This is a genomic window from Streptomyces sp. NPDC016851, from assembly GCF_055562795.1.
The window spans coordinates 54,943-73,000 of sequence record NZ_JBVHEP010000033.1; the positions used below are offsets into that span (position 1 = coordinate 54,943).

Annotated in this window: 16 protein-coding genes; 8 read left to right on the forward strand and 8 right to left on the reverse strand. The window is 71.2% G+C overall.

Annotated elements, in window-relative coordinates; translation table 11 throughout:
* Nucleotides 1-35: 35 nt before the first annotated feature.
* Nucleotides 36-1,280, reverse strand: coding sequence for a hypothetical protein (locus ACZ3I3_RS36845; protein ID WP_467372146.1), 1,245 nt, complete (start codon nucleotides 1,278-1,280; stop codon nucleotides 36-38).
* 134 nt (nucleotides 1,281-1,414) lie between these two features.
* Nucleotides 1,415-2,533 carry an alpha/beta hydrolase gene (locus ACZ3I3_RS36850; protein WP_467372184.1) on the reverse strand — a complete coding sequence of 373 codons (1,119 nt, stop codon included), beginning with the start codon at nucleotides 2,531-2,533 and terminating at the stop codon, nucleotides 1,415-1,417.
* A gap of 239 nt (nucleotides 2,534-2,772) precedes the next feature.
* Between ACZ3I3_RS36850 and ACZ3I3_RS36855 the strand changes: the two genes are divergently transcribed.
* The 6 genes from ACZ3I3_RS36855 to ACZ3I3_RS36880 all read left to right on the forward strand — a co-directional run bounded on the left by ACZ3I3_RS36855 (nucleotide 2,773) and on the right by ACZ3I3_RS36880 (nucleotide 7,813).
* Nucleotides 2,773-4,617 carry a phosphatidylglycerol lysyltransferase domain-containing protein gene (locus tag ACZ3I3_RS36855; protein WP_467372147.1) on the forward strand — a complete coding sequence of 615 codons (1,845 nt, stop codon included), beginning with the start codon at nucleotides 2,773-2,775 and terminating at the stop codon, nucleotides 4,615-4,617.
* A 62-nt stretch (nucleotides 4,618-4,679) separates the two neighbouring features.
* Nucleotides 4,680-5,561, forward strand: a complete 882-nt coding sequence (folP, locus tag ACZ3I3_RS36860; protein WP_467372148.1) for a dihydropteroate synthase — start codon at nucleotides 4,680-4,682, stop codon at nucleotides 5,559-5,561.
* The gene (locus ACZ3I3_RS36865) at nucleotides 5,558-6,061 is read left to right on the forward strand and encodes a nuclear transport factor 2 family protein (RefSeq protein ID WP_467372149.1); all 504 of its coding nucleotides are present in this window, start codon (nucleotides 5,558-5,560) and stop codon (nucleotides 6,059-6,061) included. The genes folP and ACZ3I3_RS36865 overlap by 4 nt, the downstream gene beginning before the upstream one ends.
* A gap of 237 nt (nucleotides 6,062-6,298) precedes the next feature.
* Entirely contained in the window at nucleotides 6,299-6,658 is a 360-nt protein-coding gene (gene folB / locus ACZ3I3_RS36870; protein ID WP_010044305.1) for a dihydroneopterin aldolase, read from the forward strand.
* Nucleotides 6,655-7,266 (forward strand): 2-amino-4-hydroxy-6-hydroxymethyldihydropteridine diphosphokinase, encoded by a 612-nt coding sequence (folK, locus tag ACZ3I3_RS36875; protein WP_467372150.1) that lies wholly within the window; start codon nucleotides 6,655-6,657, stop codon nucleotides 7,264-7,266. Before folB ends, folK begins: the two co-directional genes overlap by 4 nt.
* A 58-nt stretch (nucleotides 7,267-7,324) precedes the next feature.
* Nucleotides 7,325-7,813 (forward strand): DUF3180 domain-containing protein, encoded by a 489-nt coding sequence (locus ACZ3I3_RS36880; RefSeq protein WP_356922554.1) that lies wholly within the window; start codon nucleotides 7,325-7,327, stop codon nucleotides 7,811-7,813.
* A gap of 9 nt (nucleotides 7,814-7,822) precedes the next feature.
* Here the strand turns inward: ACZ3I3_RS36880 and folE are convergent, their stop codons facing one another.
* From folE to dacB, 6 genes are all read right to left on the reverse strand, one after another.
* A complete protein-coding gene (gene folE, locus ACZ3I3_RS36885) occupies nucleotides 7,823-8,428 on the reverse strand; it encodes a GTP cyclohydrolase I FolE (RefSeq protein ID WP_467372151.1) in 606 nt (201 codons plus the stop codon).
* Between the two features lie 126 nt (nucleotides 8,429-8,554).
* On the reverse strand, nucleotides 8,555-10,594 hold the full coding sequence (gene ftsH / locus ACZ3I3_RS36890) for an ATP-dependent zinc metalloprotease FtsH (protein WP_467372185.1): 2,040 nt from the start codon (nucleotides 10,592-10,594) through the stop codon (nucleotides 8,555-8,557).
* A gap of 186 nt (nucleotides 10,595-10,780) precedes the next feature.
* A complete protein-coding gene (gene hpt / locus ACZ3I3_RS36895) occupies nucleotides 10,781-11,341 on the reverse strand; it encodes a hypoxanthine phosphoribosyltransferase (protein WP_020270244.1) in 561 nt (186 codons plus the stop codon).
* 59 nt (nucleotides 11,342-11,400) lie between these two features.
* Nucleotides 11,401-12,435, reverse strand: coding sequence for a tRNA lysidine(34) synthetase TilS (tilS, locus tag ACZ3I3_RS36900; RefSeq protein WP_467372152.1), 1,035 nt, complete (start codon nucleotides 12,433-12,435; stop codon nucleotides 11,401-11,403).
* A 196-nt stretch (nucleotides 12,436-12,631) separates the two neighbouring features.
* On the reverse strand, nucleotides 12,632-13,759 hold the full coding sequence (locus tag ACZ3I3_RS36905) for a zinc-dependent metalloprotease (RefSeq protein ID WP_467372153.1): 1,128 nt from the start codon (nucleotides 13,757-13,759) through the stop codon (nucleotides 12,632-12,634).
* A gap of 294 nt (nucleotides 13,760-14,053) precedes the next feature.
* Nucleotides 14,054-15,631: a D-alanyl-D-alanine carboxypeptidase/D-alanyl-D-alanine endopeptidase gene (gene dacB, locus ACZ3I3_RS36910; RefSeq protein WP_467372154.1), complete on the reverse strand. Its 1,578-nt coding sequence runs from the start codon at nucleotides 15,629-15,631 to the stop codon at nucleotides 14,054-14,056.
* A 79-nt stretch (nucleotides 15,632-15,710) separates the two neighbouring features.
* Here dacB and ACZ3I3_RS36915 point away from each other — a divergent pair, with 79 nt between their 5' ends.
* Together ACZ3I3_RS36915 and ACZ3I3_RS36920 are read left to right on the forward strand one after the other, a co-directional pair.
* Nucleotides 15,711-16,202 (forward strand): inorganic diphosphatase, encoded by a 492-nt coding sequence (locus ACZ3I3_RS36915; RefSeq protein WP_003991985.1) that lies wholly within the window; start codon nucleotides 15,711-15,713, stop codon nucleotides 16,200-16,202.
* A gap of 114 nt (nucleotides 16,203-16,316) precedes the next feature.
* On the forward strand, nucleotides 16,317-18,014 hold the full coding sequence (locus tag ACZ3I3_RS36920; protein ID WP_397621827.1) for a threonine/serine exporter ThrE family protein: 1,698 nt from the start codon (nucleotides 16,317-16,319) through the stop codon (nucleotides 18,012-18,014).
* Nucleotides 18,015-18,058 lie beyond the last annotated feature (44 nt).

Sequence of the window (18,058 nt, forward strand, 5' to 3'; positions counted from 1 at the left end):
GGCCGTAGCCGGGGGCCCTTCCCTGAAGTGCTGTGTCAGGAAACCGCGCTCCGCAGCCCCTGCACATCGATCTGCTCCGTCTCGTCATGCGCCGTCAGGTCGATGACCTGGCCGATCCCGCGCGACTCCTCGTCCGCGGGCTTGTACCCGGCCTCCGCCTCGGCCTTGTGCAGCGCGAGGGCCTCCTGGCCGACGACATCGGCCAGGTCCTCGTTCTGCACGGCCTCCAGGGCGGCCCGTGACGTCTCCTGCTTGGTACCGAAGAAGTCGAACCCGCCTTCGGACAGGGGGCGCCGCACCGGCGTCTGCGGTGCCACGGCCACGGCTGTCGGCACGGTGTAGTGCCCCGAAGAGGCAGGCTGCACAGGGCGCTCGGCCTCGGGGGCCGTGGAGGTCCCGGCCGCGGTGGAGGTGTCGGCCGCCGTGGAGGTGCCCGCCGCCGTGGAGGTGCCGGCGGTCGCCCGCTCGTGCCCGGCGACCGCCTCGGACTGTCCCTGCGGCTGGTCCTCCTCGGCGTCCTCCGCCTGCTCCCGCTGGTCGTCCTTCCGGTCGTCGCCCGCGGGCTCCGCGTCGTCGCCCTTCGGGGTGCCGTCGCCGTCGCCGCCCCCGTCCGGGTCCGGGGCGGAGTCGCTGTCGAGCCGGGCGAGCGCCGCCGCGGCCCGCAGGAACAGCCGGGAGCCCTCCGGCGAGAACACGGCGGGGATCGCCGTCTGCTCGTCGACGGCGAGGCTCTCGGTCCCGGTGGTGCCAGCGGCCTCGTCCGCCTCCGCCGGAGCGTCCGCCGCCTGGACGGCCCCCGCGGGCAGCGCGGCCCGTACCGGAGCCGTCGCCTCGATCTCGAGCACGCGGCGTTCCTCCAGGACGCTCGCCCGCTCGGTCTCGGCGGTGGCGTACCGGCGCAGCAGAGAGGCGTGCTCGTTGCGCAGCCCGGCCAGTTCGGTGCGCTTGGCGCGCAGCCGCTGCTCCAGCTTGGCGCGCAGCTCGCGGGACTCCTCGAGGTCGGCCTCCAGTTCGGCCACCCGCTCCTCGAAGCGCCACTCGTCGCTCGCCCGCGCGCGCGTGAGGTCGGCGACGCGTTTGCCCGCCTGGATGTCCCAGCGGCGGAGCACGACCGCGCCGACGACCGCCGTCGCCGCGGCGGCCGCGGCCAGACCACGGAGCACCGTCGGCTCCGTGAACACCCACGGCCCCAGGGCGCAGACGAGGGAGACGCCTGCGATCGCCGACGGGGGCAGCAGCCTGTGCAAGGGCGGGGAATGGCGGTGACGTCCACGTGGCATGGCCAGAAACTTACCGCGCGTAGGCGAATCTTGGTGAGCCACCCCGCAAAAACAAAGCCATGCGAAGCGTTCACACGGCATCGTTACCCGGGAAGAACCGGAATCGGCCCTTCTTTCAATTCCCAAGATCGTTTTCAGCGCCCGTTCAGCCGCTCGCCGATCCACTCCAGCGTCGCCGGAATCTCGCGCCGCCATGTGTTGAAGTTGTGCCCGCCGCTGTCCAGGATGATCGACGAGATCCGCGTCCGACCGGTGGCCTGCACCCGCTCTATGAACCGCAGCGTGTCCTTGTGGTTGGACTCGCCGGACCTGCTGCTGGTGACGAGCAGTGAAGTGTCGGGAGCGGGCCTGTGCTTGAGGTACCACCACAGGTCGGCCCGATTCCGGAGCCCCTTGTCGCCCTGGAAGAGATCGCCCGTGGTGGCGTCGATCGGCGCCTTGTAGTACGCGGACAAACCCGCGCCGGCGCCATACACACCGGGATGGTGCATGGCGATCTTCAAGGCGCAGTAGCCGCCCGTCGAGTTGCCGATGATGCCCAGACCGCCCGGCTTTTCGGCGACCCGGTAGTGCGTGCGCAACGCGTCGGGCAGATCCCTGGCGAAGAACGACTCGGTCTGCGGACCGCCCGGGACGTCCACGCACTCCGTGTCCCGGGGCGGCGCCACCGTCGGCCGCAGCATCACGAGGATCATCGGCCGCATCCGGCCCGCCCGGGCCAGTTCCAGTGCCGTGCGCGGGTAGTGGAGCTTCTCCACCAGCGCCGACGCCGTGCCCGGATAGCCGGTCAGCACGACGGCCGCGGGGAACGTACGGGTCCGGTACCGCGGCTGGAAGTACTCCGGCGGCAGATAGACGTACGCGGGCGTGGCGATGTGGGTCGTTTGGCCCACGATGTCGATCTGCTGGATCCGGCCGCCCGCCCGGGCGCTCACCCCGGCCGCGCCCGGCACCCGGCGCGAGTCGACCACCCGCAACGGGCTGCCGTCCGGCGTGTGGTCGACGACCACGCCCTGGTCCTTCTCCTGCCCGAACAGGTCCGCCCAGCTCGCGTAGAAACCGAAGGACTGGTTGGCGGCGAGCCCCACCGCGGCGAACAGCGCCACCTGCGTGGCGAGCAGCAGGCCGACCCGCCCGCCCACGGCCCGCAGGCTCCGCCGGGCCAGGCGTGGCCACAGCCAGACCGTGCCGGCGAACAGCAGCACGGCGGACAGCACCGCCAGCACCAGCACTTTGTTGCTCGTGAGACCCAGACCCATCGATGGTTACCTGTCCGCGCTTCCCGTCCGGGGCGCCCAGCGCGCTCATACCTTCGCGCGGGCTTGTCCCGGACTTTCCTTTGCCTTTGAAACGGCTTTGACGACGGGAGTGAACCTCTTCCCCCTGGACACCGTCCTAGAGGGCGCAATGTCGCCGGATGCCCGAATCGGCACCGGATCCAAGGTCTCTCGCAGAACTACGGGATGCGATGTCTGTCAGGACAGATGAGGAAATGTCGGGCGAGGTTCCGAGTCGTGGCAACACCACGGCGGGAACCGGCCGGACGAGCCGTGTACGCCACCTGCTGCGCGGACCACGCCCCGAGGCCGTCCCCCTCCTCGTCGGCAGAGCCTGCGCCCTGGTGGGCGCCTTGGACATCGCCGCGGGCGTCTTCCCGCGCTTCCGGCACAGCCGTATGCACGCCATCGCCGAGGTGCTGCCCGGCGCGCTCGGCCCGTTCGCGGCCGCCCTGTCCCTCAGCACCGGCGTGCTGTTGCTGCTGCTCGCCCACGGCCTCAAGCGCGGCAAGCGCCGGGCCTGGCGCGCGGCCGTGGCCCTGCTGCCGGCCGGTGCCGTCGCGCAGTTCACCTACCGGCACTCGATCGTGGGCGTGCTGATCTCCCTGGCCCTGCTGGCACCCCTGCTGCGCCACCGCGACCAGTTCGACGCCCTGCCCGACCCGCGCAGCCGCTGGCGGGCACTGGCCAACTTCGTACTCATGAGCGCCGGTTCGCTCCTGCTGGGCCTGCTCATCGTCAGCGTTCACACCGAGCGCATGGTCGGCGACCCCAGCCTGGCGGACCGCATCACCCACGTCATCTACGGCCTGTTCGGCTTCGAGGGCCCGGTCGACTACCAGGGCAACACCTCCTGGACCGTCGCCTTCTCACTCGGCGCCCTCGGCCTGCTCACCGCCGTCACCACCATCTACCTGGCCTTCCGCCCCGAACACCCGGCCGCACACCTCACCGAGGAGGACGAGGCCAAGCTGCGCGCCCTGCTGGAGCGGCACGGCGGCCGCGACTCCCTCGGCCACTTCGCGCTGCGCCGCGACAAGGCCGTCGTCTTCTCCCCCAGCGGCAAGGCGGCCGTGACGTACCGCGTGGTCTCCGGCGTGATGCTCGCCAGCGGCGACCCGATCGGCGACGTCGAGGCCTGGCCCGGCGCCATCGAACGGTTCATGGACGAGGCCAGGGCCCACTCCTGGACACCGGCCGTGATGGGCTGCTCCGAGACCGGCGGCGAGGTGTGGACCCGCGAGACCGGGCTCGACGCCCTCGAACTGGGCGACGAGGCGGTGGTGGACGTCGCGGATTTCTCCCTCGCCGGCCGCGCGATGCGCAACGTGCGCCAGATGGTCAAACGCATCGAGCGCGCCGGTTACGAGACCCGGGTACGACGTGTCCGTGACGTCGGCGAGGCGGAGCTGGAGCGCATCCGGCGCGCCGCCGACGACTGGCGCGGCACCGACACCGAGCGCGGCTTCTCCATGGCCCTGGGCCGCGTCGGCGACCCCGCCGACGGCGACTGCCTCATCGCCACCGCCCACAAGCAGGACGACCACCCCGGCCCCTACGGCGATCTGAAGGCGATCCTGCACTTCGTGCCCTGGGGCACCGACGGCGCCTCCCTCGACCTCATGCGCCGCGACCGCTCGGCCGACCCCGGCATGAACGAACTGCTCATCGTGGCCGCCCTCCAGGCCGCCCCGAAGCTCGGTATCGCGCGCGTCTCCCTCAACTTCGCCATGTTCCGCTCGGCGCTGGCCCGCGGCGAGAAGATCGGCGCCGGCCCGGTGCTGCGCGCCTGGCGCGGACTGCTCGTCTTCCTCTCCCGCTGGTTCCAGATCGAGTCGCTGTACAAGTTCAACGCGAAGTTCCAGCCGCGCTGGGAGCCCCGCTTCGTCGTCTACCGGGCCTCCGCAGACCTGCCCCGCATCGGCTTCGCCGCCATGCAGGCCGAGGGCTTCGTCAACCTGGCGCTGCCGCTGCCGCGCTTCCTGCGCCGCCGTCGCCCGGCCGGCCGCCGCCCCTGCGCCCACGGCACGACGACGGAACGGAGCGTCAGAGCGGCGTGACCTGTCGGGACAGAGCCGGGCCGCAGCGCCTGACGGCCGTCCCCTGGGCCTACGCTGAACATATGAGCAACCAGAGCGGACGCGGGCGCGTGGCGGGCCTACCGGAATGGGACCGCTGCGCGGTCATGGGAGTCGTGAACGTCACCCCCGACTCCTTCTCCGACGGCGGCCGCTTCTTCGACACCACGGCCGCCGTCAAACACGGCCTCGACCTCGTCACCGAGGGCGCGGACCTGGTCGACGTCGGCGGCGAGTCGACCCGCCCCGGCGCCACCCGAGTGGACGAGACCGAGGAACTGCGCCGCGTCGTCCCGGTCGTCCGCGGCCTGGCCTCCGAGGGCGTCACCGTCTCGGTCGACACCATGCGCGCCTCCGTCGCCGAACGGGCCCTCGCGGCGGGCGCCGCCCTCGTCAACGACGTCAGCGGCGGCCTCGCCGACCCCCGCATGATCCCGGCCGTCGCCGACGCCGGCGCCCCGTTCGTCGTCATGCACTGGCGCGGCTTCCTCCAGGGCGGCAACGTGCGCGGCGAGTACGCCGACGTGGTCACCGAGGTCGTCGACGAACTCCACGCGCGCGTGGAGGCCGTCCTGGCGGGCGGCATCGCCCCCGACCGCGTCGTAGTCGACCCGGGCCTCGGCTTCTCCAAGGACGCCGAGCACGACCTCGCGCTCCTCGCGGGCCTCGACCGGGTCCTCGCCCTCGGCCACCCGCTGCTCGTCGCCGCCTCCCGCAAACGCTTCCTCGGCCGGGTCCTGGCCGGCCCGGACGGCCCGCCACCGCCCGCCCGCGAACGCGACGCCGCCACCGCCGCCGTCTCCGCGCTCGCGGCGCACGCCGGCGCGTGGGCGGTCCGCGTGCACGAGGTGCGCGCCACCGCGGACGCCGTACGCGTCGCCCGCGCCATCACAGCGGCACGCACCGGCGCAGAAGGAACCCGGTGAGCGCCCCGCACACCGACGTCGAGCAGGTCGAGGCCGCCAACACCGCCTTCTACGAGGCACTGGAGCAGGGCGACTTCGAGGAACTGGCGTCGCTCTGGCTGACCCCCTCCGACCTGGGCGTCGACGAGACGTACCACGACCCGGCCGACAGCGGCGTGGTCTCCTGCGTGCACCCCGGCTGGCCCGTGCTCACCGGACGCGGCGAGGTCCTGAGGTCGTACGCGCTGATCATGGCCAACACCGACTACATCCAGTTCTTCCTGACCGACGTGCACGTCTCCGTCACCGGCGACACCGCCCTGGTGACCTGCACGGAGAACATCCTCAGCGGCGGCCCCGCCCCCGAGGGCGACGAGGAGCTCGGCCCGCTCGTCGGACAGCTCGTGGTCGCCACGAACGTGTTCCGGCGCACGCCCGCGGGGTGGAAACTCTGGTCGCACCACGCTTCCCCCGTTCTGGCCGAAAACGACGAGGACGAGCAAGACGAACCCCCCGCGTGAGTGGGTACGTGCCAGGAAGTGGTTGGAATCACGGACCCGCGGGTATGGGCGGCTACCAACCCGTGAGCCGCCGGGTTCCCCAGGGAAAACGCCGGGTGAATCCTGCCGGGTCCCGTCCGGGCCCACGCCCCCGAGGCCCGGCCCCGCCCGGGCTCGCAGGTAGATTCGACTGAGGCCGGTGTGCCGCCCGCACACGGCACGGACCGGCCGGCACCGACGATTGCAGGAGTGATTCGCGTGGATCGTGTCGCGCTGCGCGGCCTGAAGGCCCGCGGGCACCACGGGGTGTTCCCCAGGGAACGCGAGGAGGGCCAGACCTTCATCGTGGACCTCGTCCTCGGCCTGGACACCCGGCCGGCCGCGGCCGACGACGACCTGGCGAAGACCGTGCACTACGGCATCGTGGCCGAGGAGGTCGTGGCCGTCGTCCAGGGCGAGCCCGTCAACCTCATCGAGACGCTCGCCGAGCGCATCGCCCAGGTATGTCTGAAGCACGACGGGGTGCGGCAGGTCGAGGTCTGCGTCCACAAGCCGGACGCCCCGATCACCGTCCCCTTCGACGACGTGACCGTCACGATCACCCGGAGCCGAGTATGACCGCGCCCTTCCTCAAGGGTCCCAGCGACCCGACCGTACAGCCGGTGCCCGCCTCCGTCGTCGAGAAGGTCGACGCCGCCGACACCACGCTCAGCAACCCGAAACTGGCCGTGGTCGCCCTCGGCTCCAACCTCGGCAACCGCCTGGAGACCCTCCAGGGCGCCATCGACGCCCTGGAGGACACCCCCGGCCTCCGCATCAAGGCCGTCTCCCCGGTCTACGAGACCGAGCCCTGGGGGGTGGACCCCGGCAGCCAGCCCGCCTACTTCAACGCGGTCGTGGTCCTCAAGACCACCCTCCCGCCCTCCTCGCTCCTGGAGCGCGCGCACGCGGTCGAGGAGGCCTTCCACCGCGTCCGGGACGAGCGCTGGGGCCCGCGCACCCTGGACGTCGACATCGTGTCCTACGCCGATGTCGTCTCCGACGACCCGCAGCTCACGCTCCCCCACCCCCGTGCCCACGAGCGCGCCTTCGTCCTGGCGCCCTGGCACGACCTGGACCCCGAGGCGCAGCTGCCCGGCCGCGGCCCCGTCGCCGGTCTGCTGGACTCCGTCACCCGCGAGGGCGTCGCGCCGCGCGCGGACCTGGAACTCCGGCTGCCCGAGTAGCCGTTAAGGTCGAGACGGCTGGACAACCGGGCCCGAGCCGGGGAACCGAAGGGACACTGTGAAAGAGCTGCGCATCAGGGTGCTGGTCGGCGTCTTCGTCGTGGCCGGAGTCCTGTCCTGGGCGGGCGCCCGCCTGTGGAACTCGATCGGCACGCTCCCCAGCGTCCCCCTGGCCGCCCCCATCGTCCTGGCCCTGATCGCCGTGGTCCTGCTGGCCACGGCGCTCTCGCTGCGCGCCCGGCTGAGGGCCCAGCGCGAGCGGCAGCCCGACGCCAAGGGCGTCGACCCCATGATGGCGGCCCGCGCGGTCGTCTTCGGCCAGGCCAGCGCCCTGGTCGCCGCCCTCGTCGCCGGCATGTACGGCGGCACCGGCGTCTTCCTGCTGGAGTCCCTCGACATCCCCGCCCGCCGCGACCAGGCCATCTACGCCGGCTTCTCCGTCCTCGCGGGCATCGGCGTCATAGCGGCGGCCATCTTCCTGGAGCGCGTCTGCAAGCTCCCGGACGACGACGAACACGAGGGCACGGGCGCGGCCCCGACCGTGTGAGGTCCGGCGTCAGCGCGCCATGATGAGGCTCATCGCCTCGTTCCGCGTCGCCGCGTCCCGCAGCTGCCCCCGCACGGCCGACGTCAGTGTCTTCGCGCCGGGCTTGCGTATCCCGCGCATCGACATGCACATGTGCTCGCACTCCACGACCACGATGACGCCGCGCGGCTCCAGGATCTCCATCAGCGAGTCCGCGATCTGCGTGGTGAGTCGTTCCTGCACCTGCGGACGCCGGGCGTAGACGTCCACGAGCCGGGCCAGCTTGGACAGCCCGGTGATCTTCCCGCTGTGGGAGGGGATGTACCCGACGTGGGCGACGCCCCGGAACGGCACCAGATGGTGTTCGCATGTCGAGTACACCTCAATGTCCTTCACGAGGACCATCTCGTCGTGCCCGATGTCGAACGTCGTCGTCAGCACGTCCTCCGGCTTCTGCCACAGCCCCGCGAAGATCTCCTTGTACGCCCGCGCCACCCGCGCCGGCGTCTCCCGAAGCCCCTCCCGGTCAGGGTCCTCGCCGACCGCGATCAGCAGCTCCCGTACGGCGTTCTCGGCCCGCTTCTCGTCGAACTCGCCGATCTGGCCCTCGCCGTCCAGCGTCACGGGGTCGGTCATCTGGTGCCTCGTTCCTGTGTCCATCACCGGGCGGCCTGCACACATGGCAGAAAGCCGCGCCCCCCAGGCTAAAACCTGGGGGGCGCGGCATCCATTCCGGGCCGGTGGGGCCACCGGGAGAGCGGGTCAGCTCTCGGGGCGGTCCTCCGGGGCTCGCTCGGGCGCCGGGGCGGGCTCCGCCGCGGTGCTCTTCGCGGTGGTGATGGCCGGCGTCGCGCCGTTCGCCCCGTTCGTCAGGGCCAGCTCCTTGGGGGAGAGGACCGGCGGGCGGGTGGACGGCGTGCGGCGGGAGGAGCCGGTCCAGGCGGGCCTGGGCGGGCGCTTGACGATCGGGGCGAAGATCTCGGCGATCTCCTCCTTGCCCAGCGTCTCCTTCTCCAACAGCTGCAGTACGAGGTTGTCGAGGACGTCGCGGTTCTCGACCAGGATCTCCCAGGCCTCGTTGTGCGCGGTCTCGATGAGCTTCTTGACCTCTTCGTCGACCAGCGCGGCGACCTCTTCCGAGTAGTCGCGCTGGTGAGACATCTCACGTCCGAGGAAGGGCTCGGTGTTGTCGCCACCGAACTTGATCGCGCCGAGACGCTCGGTCATGCCGTACTGCGTGACCATCGCCCGGGCCAGGCCCGTGGCCTTCTCGATGTCGTTGGCGGCACCCGTCGTCGGGTCGTGGAAGACGAGCTCCTCGGCCGCGCGGCCGCCCAGCATGTAGGCCAGCTGGTCCAGCATCTCGTTGCGCGTGGTCGAGTACTTGTCCTCGTCCGGCAGCACCATCGTGTAGCCGAGGGCGCGGCCTCTCGACAGGATCGTGATCTTGTGGACGGGATCGGAGTTCGGCGAGGCCGCCGCGACCAGGGCGTGACCGCCCTCGTGGTACGCGGTGATCTTCTTCTCCTTGTCCGACATGATCCGGGTCCGCTTCTGCGGGCCCGCCACCACACGGTCGATCGCCTCGTCCAGCATGTGGTTGTCGATCAGCTTCTTGTCGCTGCGGGCCGTCAGCAGGGCGGCCTCGTTCAGCACGTTGGCCAGATCGGCACCCGTCATACCGGGCGTACGGCGGGCCATGGCCGACAGGTCGACGTCGGGCGCGACCGGCTTGCCCTTCTGGTGAACCTTGAGGATCTCCAGACGGCCCTGCATGTCCGGGCGGTCGACGGCGATCTGCCGGTCGAAGCGGCCGGGGCGCAGCAGCGCCGGGTCGAGGATGTCGGGCCGGTTCGTCGCGGCGATGAGGATCACGCCGCCCTTGACGTCGAAGCCGTCCATCTCGACGAGCAGCTGGTTCAGGGTCTGTTCGCGCTCGTCGTGACCACCGCCGAGGCCGGCGCCGCGGTGGCGGCCGACCGCGTCGATCTCGTCGACGAAGACGATCGCCGGGGCGTTCGCCTTGGCCTGCTCGAACAGGTCACGGACTCGGGAGGCACCGACACCGACGAACATCTCGACGAAGTCGGAACCGGAGATCGAGTAGAACGGCACGCCGGCCTCGCCCGCGACGGCACGCGCGAGCAGGGTCTTGCCGGTACCGGGCGGGCCGTACAGCAGTACGCCCTTGGGAATCTTGGCGCCGACGGCCTGGAACTTGGCCGGCTCCTGGAGGAACTCCTTGATCTCGTGGAGCTCCTCGACGGCCTCGTCCGAACCGGCGACGTCCGAGAACGTCGTCTTGGGGGTGTCCTTGGTGATGAGCTTCGCCTTGGACTTCCCGAAGTTCATGACTCGGGAGCCGCCGCCCTGCATCTGATTCATCAGGAACAGGAAGACGACGACGATGAGGACGAAGGGGAGCAGCGAGAGCAGGATCCCGACGAACGGGTTCTGCTTGGACGGCGAGACGGTGTAGCCGTCCGGGATCTGCTTGTCCTGGAACTTCGCCTGGAGCGTGTTGGCAATCGTCACGCCCTGGTCGCCGATGTAGCTCGCCTGGATCTTCGAGCTGCCCTCGATCTTTACGCCGTCCTTGAGCGAGGCCTTGATGATCTGCTCGTCGCCGGTGGTCAGCTTGGCCGACTCGACCTTGTTGTCATTGATCGCCTGGACGACCTGGCCGGTGTCCACCGTCTTGTAGCCGCCGGACGAGCCGACGACCTGCATCAACACGACCACGGCAAGGACGGCCAGCACGATCCACATGACCGGCCCACGGAAGTATCGCTTCACGTCCATCCATACGGAGCGGTGCCGCCCCGTCCCTCCTGCCATAGTGAGTTTGATAAAGGCTGTTCTTCGGACGGTACCCCAGCATTGTCACCTGAAGCCGCGTGGGACGACTGGCGATCCGTCTACGCATGCTCCAACGGCGGGAAGCCCGCTGGGGTTCCCGATCACCGGTACGGCACCCCGGCCGGAATGTCAGCCGCCGTACACGTGGGGCGCGAGCGTACCGACGAACGGGAGGTTGCGGTACTTCTCGGCGTAGTCGAGCCCGTATCCGACGACGAATTCGTTGGGGATGTCGAACCCGACCCATTCCACGTCGATGGCGACCTTCGCGGCCTCGGGCTTGCGCAGCAGCGTGCACACCTTGAGGGAGGCGGGCTCGCGCGAGCCGAGGTTGGAGATCAGCCAGGACAGGGTCAGGCCGGAGTCGATGATGTCCTCGACGATGAGGACGTGCTTGCCCTTGATGTCGGTGTCGAGGTCCTTGAGGATCCGCACCACACCGGAGGACTGGGTGCCCGCCCCGTACGAGGATACGGCCATCCAGTCCATGGTGAGGGGGGTGGACAGCGCCCGGGCGAGATCGGCCATGACCATCACCGCGCCCTTGAGGACGCCGACGATCAGCAGGTCCTTGCCCGCGTACTCCGCGTCGATCTTCGCGGCCAGTTCGGCCAGCTTGGCGTCGATCTCTTCCTTGGTGATGAGTACCTGCTGAAGGTCGGCACCCATGTCTTTCGCGTCCACCCGCATCACTTTCGGTCGTCCCTGACTGAGCGGCCCCTCCACCGAGTGCTCGGAGGGGACGTGATTCAGCCTTGCCGAATCACCAGTCTGCCACCCTGCCGCCGGGCCACGACCTTGCCGGGGAGGTTGATGGCACCCTGACCGCGCCAGCCGGTGATCAACCGGTCGACTTCCTCGAGGTGCCGGGCGAACAGCGAACCGGCCGGGGCACCGGCTGCGATGGCGGCCCGGCGCAGCACTCGGCGGCGTACGGCGGGCGGCAGGGCGTAGAGCTTCGCGCACTCCAGCTGCCCGGCGGCGTCGCGGACGGTGGCCTCGGCCTGGGTGGCCCAGGAGTCGAGGGCGTCGGCGTCGTCGCGGGAGAGCTGGGCCGTACGGGCGAGGGCCTCGACGACGCCCTTGCCGAGGGCCTTCTCCAGGGCGGGCAGGCCCTCGTGGCGCAGCCGGGAGCGGGTGTAGGCCGGGTCGGCGTTGTGGGGGTCGTCCCAGACGGGCAGGGACTGGACCATGCAGGCCTTGCGGGCGGTCTGCCGGTCGAGTTCCAGGAAGGGCCGCCGGTAACGGCCGCCGGCCCCCGAGACCGCGGCCATTCCGGACAGGGAACGGATGCCGGAGCCCCGGGCGAGGCCCAGCAGGACGGTTTCGGCCTGGTCGTCCCGGGTGTGGCCGAGCAGGACCGCGGCGGCGCCGTGGCGTTCGGCGGCGGTGTCGAGTGCGGCGTAGCGGGCGTCGCGGGCGGCGGCTTCGGGTCCACCCGCGCGGCCGACGGTCACGGCGACGGAGTCGACCGGGTCCAGGCCGAGTTCGCGCAGGCGCAGGACGACTTCCGCGGCCCGTGCGTCGGAGCCGGGCTGCAGGCCGTGGTCGACGGTCACGCCGCCCGCTCTGATGCCGAGCTTGGGGGACTCGAAGGCGAGGGCGGAGGCGAGGGCCATGGAGTCGGCGCCGCCGGAGCATGCCACGAGCACGAGCGGCGGGGGCGGCGGCTCGTGCGAGAGGGCATGCGGGAGTGCGGCGGTGGTGCGGTGTTCGGTGAGGAGGTCGTGGAGGACGCGGCGGACCGCCAGGCGTATCGCCGCGACCGCAGGATGGGGACCCATGTCCGGTTCCCTTCATGAAGTTTTCGGGGGGTGAACCCGAGTGTCGGTCACGCAGAGTGTGTAGATGGTGACAGAACCGGGCCGTTCCCCGAGCATTGCACGCCTACCCCTGGCTCACGGTCCCTCGGACGGGTGATTGGAGGGGCGTTCGCCTGCCGTCGGCCCGTTTCCTTTCACGACCTTCCCACCGTGTTCACTACTCGGTCCTGCGGTGCACCCGCGCGATCCAGTCCGCCGGTTTGGCGATCTCCGTCTTGGTGGGGAGGGTGTTGGGCGAGGTCCACACGCGGTTGAAGCCGTCCATGCCGACCTCGTCGACGACGGCCCGTACGAAGCGTTCGCCGTCCCGGTACTGGCGGAGCTTGGCGTCCAGGCCGAGCAGCTTGCGCAGGGCCAGGTCCAGGCGGGAGGCGCCCTTGGCGCGGCGCTGCTGGAACTTCTCGCGGATCTCCCCGACGCTCGGTACGACGTCCGGTCCGACGCCGTCCATCACGAAGTCGGCGTGGCCCTCCAGCAGGGACATCACGGCCGTGAGGCGGCCGAGGATCTCGCGCTGGGCGGGCGTCTGCACGATCTCGACGAGGGAGCGGCCGCCGTCGTCCTCCTCGGCCTCGGGACGGCCCCCGGCGAGGCTCTGGGCGGCCTCCCGCACCCGCTCCAGGACGGTCATGGGGTCGACGTCCGTCTCGCCCAGGAAGGACTGGATCTCGCCCTCGAGGTGGTCGCGCAGCCAGGGCACCGCCGTGAACTGCGTGCGGTGCGTCTCCTCGTGCAGGCACACCCAGAGCCTGAAGTCGTGCGGGTCGACGTCGAGTTCGCGCTCCACGTGCACGATGTTCGGGGCGACGAGCAGGAGCCGGCCGCCGCCGTTCTCACCGGCCGGGAGCTGGCGCGTGGCCGGGGCGAAGGTCTCGTACTGGCCGAGGACGCGGGAGGCCAGGAAGGACAGGAGCATGCCCAGCTCCACGCCGGTGACCTTGCCGCCCACGGCGCTCATGACCGCGCCGCCGGGGGTGTTGCCGCGCCGGTCCTGCATCTTGTCGAGCAGGGGCTTCAGCAGTTCCCGGAAGCCGGCGACGTTCGCCCGGATCCAGCCCGGGCGGTCGACGACCAGGACGGGGGTGTCGTGGCCCTCCTCCGTGCCCAGACGAGTGAAGCCCCGGACGTGTCCCTCCGAGGCCTTGGCATGCCGGCGCAGCTCCGCGACGACGGCCCGGGCCTCGTCGCGACTGACGTCGGGGCCCGGCCGTACGAGCCGGGTCGCGGTCGCGACCGCGAGGTTCCAGTCGACCATGCCGGTTGAAGCACCACCGATGCTCGTCATGCGTCAACCGTACGTGAGCGCTGGCCGCTGGGGCAGGGCGGCGAGGGTCGGGGGTCGCCGGGTTCGTTTCTCGGGTGCTCGGGGTTGTGGCCGGCGTGTGGGGTCGGCAGGGGCTGGGGTGTCTTGGCCGGTACTCGGTGTTGTCGGCCGTGCCCACCCGTTCCGCCCCAGCGGAACGACTGCCCACGGCCAGGCGGTTCGACTGCCGACGGCCAGGCAGACCGACCGCCCACGGCCAGGCGGTTCGGCTGCCGGCGGCCAGGCAAGGTGATCCCCCACGGCCGTAGCGAGTGCCTACCGGCAGCCGCAGGCCGCCAGGGTCGTTGCCGCCTTGTCCAGGGCCTTCTGGGCCGCTGCCGGGTTGGTCGTGTCGTTGGCCATGAAGGAGAAGGCCAGCAGGCGGCCGTCCTGGTCGACGACCGTGCCCGCGAGGGTGTTCACGCCGGTCAGGGTGCCTGTCTTGGCGCGGACGACGCCGGCTGCGCCGTCCGCGTAGCGGGCGGTCAGGGTGCCGGTGAATCCGGCCACGGGGAGGCCGGTGAGGGCCGGGCGGAGTTCGGGGTGGGCGGGGTCGGCCGCCTTGGCCAGGAGGGCGGTGAGGAGGCCGGCCGTCAGTCTGCCGCCGCGGTCCAGGCCGCTGCCGTCCTTGAAGGCGGCGCCCTTGAGGGGCAGGCCGAGCTTGCGGAGCCGGGCGTCGATCGCGCGGCCGGCCCCGGCGAAGTCGGCCCGGTGGCCGGTGGCGATCGCCGTCTGGCGGGCGAGGGCCTCGGCGATGTCGTTGTCGCTGTTGGTGAGCATGCGTTCGACGAGGGCCGAGAGCGGGGGCGAGGACTGCGTGGCCAGGGTCTTCGCGCGGGCCGTGGCCTTCGACGGGCCGGGGGCCGTGGTCTTGATGCCGCGGGACTTCAGGAGGTCCCCGAAGCGGCGGGCCGCGTCCGCGGCCGGGTCGGTCACGCGGGTCATCGGGCCGCTGGTCGAGTCGTCCGTACGGCCCTCGTCCACCATCAGGGGGCTGACGGGGGCGAGATTGGGGTTGACCCCGATCGGGTGTTTCTGGCTGCCCGCGTAGCGGGTCGTGTCGTAGGAGAGCGTCACGTCGCGGACGCCGCGCTGGGCCAGGGCCGCGGCCGTCCGGTCGGCCAGGGTGCGCAGGCTCGCCGAGCCGTCGGAGGCCTCGCGGGCCGTGAGGGTGGGGTCGCCGCCGCCGACCAGGACCACTTCGTTCGTGTCGGGTTCCAGTGCGGCGCGGGTGGTGAGGCGGTGGTCGGCGCCCATCGCGGACAGCGCGGCGACCGCCGTGGCGATCTTCGTCGTGGAGGCCGGGGTGAGCGCGGCGTCCGGGTTCGTGCCGTACAGGCGCCTGCCGGTCGTGACGTCCACGACGGCCGCCGCCGGCCGGGGGCCGAGCGCCGGGTCCTTCAGCAGGGGCGTGAGGGTCTTCGTAAGGGCCTTGCCGTCCGGGGCGGACTTCACGGTGCTGACGCCTCCGAGGCCGGTCAGCACGGGTCCGGCGCTGGGGGCCGGCCGGAGCTGCGCGGGCGCGCCGGGGGCCCGGCCGTGATCTGTGCCACCCGCGCGGCCCAGGGCCGCGGCGCGGTCCCGCTCGGCCGTACGCTGACCCGAGGAGTCCCAGGGGCCGGCGGCGGTCACCACACCGGCGGCCAGTGCGAGGCCGGCGGTGGCGGCGCCCGCGGTGTACTGCCAGGTCTTCGGCGTGACCCGCGCGACCTGCGGTTTCCCGGCTCGGACGAGCCGCGCGACCCGTGGTTTCGCGGCCGCGGCGGCCCTGGCCAGGCGCGGTCGCAGGGCCTTCGAGATCCGCACCACGTGCGGCCTCGCGGCCCGCCAAGGACGCAGCTCCGGCACGACCACCAGCCCCTTTCGCGATCACACACCTGCGTGAGGGACACTTAACCACCAGAACTATGTGTTGATCATGGAGGAGCCACCGGTGGAGTTCGACGTCACGATCGAGATTCCGAAGGGTTCGCGCAACAAGTACGAGGTGGACCACGAGACCGGTCGGATCCGCCTGGACCGGCGCCTCTTCACCTCGACCAGCTACCCGGCCGACTACGGCTTCGTCGAGAACACCCTCGGCGAGGACGGCGACCCGCTGGACGCGCTGGTCATCCTGGACGAGCCGACGTTCCCCGGCTGCCTCATCCAGTGCCGTGCGATCGGCATGTTCCGGATGACGGACGAGGCCGGCGGCGACGACAAGCTGCTGTGCGTTCCGGCGCACGACCCGCGTGTGGAGCACCTGCGGGACATCCACCACGTGTCGGAGTTCGACCGTCTGGAGATCCAGCACTTCTTCGAGGTCTACAAGGACCTGGAGCCCGGCAAGTCGGTCGAGGGCGCCAACTGGGTGGGCCGGACGGACGCCGAGGCCGAGATCGAGCGGTCCTACAAGCGCTTCAAGGAGCAGGGCGGTCACTGACCCCTTCTGATGCTCACGGGCCGTACGCCTGCGCGTGCGGCCCGTTCGCCTGTATGTGCGCATACTGAGGCTGGGGGTACTGAGGCTTACGTGTCGTACAGGGAGCGCCAGGCAGTGACGGACGCGGAGGACCGCAAGCCGAAGTCGGACGAGGCGAGGAGCGCCTTCATGCCTCCGGCCGGGGCCGCCGTCGACGGGGACATGTCGACGACGTCGGAGTTCGCGATCCCGGAGGGGCTGGCCGTGCCCCGAACGACCGGTACGGAGTCGGAGACGACGTCCGAGTTCGTCTTCCCCAAGGGACTCGACGTCCCGCAGGCGCCCGCGGCGGAGCCGGAGGGTTCGGCGTTCAACCCGCCGAGGACCTACAGCGCCAAAAACGCCCCGCCCGCCTTCACGCCGCCGACCGGCATCCCCGTGATCAGTCTGACCAAGGACGTGCCCTGGCAGGACCGGATGCGCACGATGCTGCGGATGCCGGTGGCCGAGCGGCCCGCGCCGGAGCCCGCGCACAAGGCGGAGGAGGACGAGGGTCCGGCTGTTCCGCGTGTGCTCGACCTGACGCTGCGTATCGGTGAACTGCTGCTGGCGGGCGGCGAGGGCGCCGAGGACGTGGAGGCGGCGATGTTCGCCGTCTGCCGGTCCTACGGCCTGGACCGCTGCGAGCCGAACGTCACCTTCACCCTGCTGTCGATCTCCCACCAGCCGTCCCTGGTCGACGACCCCGTGACGGCGTCCCGGACGGTACGCCGCCGGGGCACCGACTACACGCGTCTGGCGGCCGTGTACCAGCTGGTGGACGACCTCAGCGACCCGGAGGCGCAGATCTCCCTGGAGGAGGCCTACGGGCGACTCGCCGAGATCCGCCGCAACCGGCACCCCTATCCCGGCTGGGTACTGACCGCCGCAAGCGGGCTGCTGGCGGGCTCGGCATCGGTGCTGGTCGGTGGTGACCTGATCGTCTTCTTCGCGGCCGTGCTGGGCGCGATGCTCGGCGACCGGCTGGCTTGGCTGTGCGCGGGGCGCGGGCTGCCGGAGTTCTACCAGTTCACGGTCGCCGCGACGCCTCCGGCCGCGATCGGGATCGCGCTGGCGCTGGCGCACGTGGATGTCGAGGCGTCCGCGGTGATCACTGGTGGGCTGTTCGCGCTGCTGCCCGGGCGGGCGTTGGTGGCGGGCGTGCAGGACGGTCTGACCGGCTACTACATCACGGCGTCCGCACGGCTGCTGGAAGTCATGTACTTCTTCGTGGGCATCGTCGTCGGAGTGCTGGTGATGCTCTACGTCGGCGTCCAGTTGGGCGCCCGCCTCACCCCCGAGGCGGCTCTGAGTACCGATCCACGGCCGCTGTTGCAGATCGGCGCGTCGATGCTGTTGTCCCTGGCCTTCGCGATACTGCTTCAGCAGGAACGATCCACCGTGCTGGCGGTGACGTTGAACGGCGGTGTCGCGTGGTCGGTGTACGGCGCGATGCACTACACGGGCGAATTCTCGCCGGTTGCCTCGACGGCGGTTGCGGCGGGGCTGGTGGGGCTGTTCGGGCAGTTGCTGTCCCGGTACCGGTTCGCGTCGGCGCTCCCGTACACGACGGCGGCCATCGGGCCCCTGCTGCCCGGTTCCGCGTCGTACTTCGGGCTGTTGTCGATCTCGCAGAACAATGTCGACGCGGGGCTGGTGTGGCTGTCGAAGGCCGTGGCGCTGGCGATGGCCATCGCGATCGGAGTGAACCTGGGAACGGAAATCTCGCGGCTATTCCTGCGGATCGGGTCTGCCGAGAAGCGGCGGGCCGCCAAGCGGACCAGGGGTTTCTAGCGCCTCTGCCTGTGCTCGGGCTTCCTGTCCGTTGGCGGCCGCGA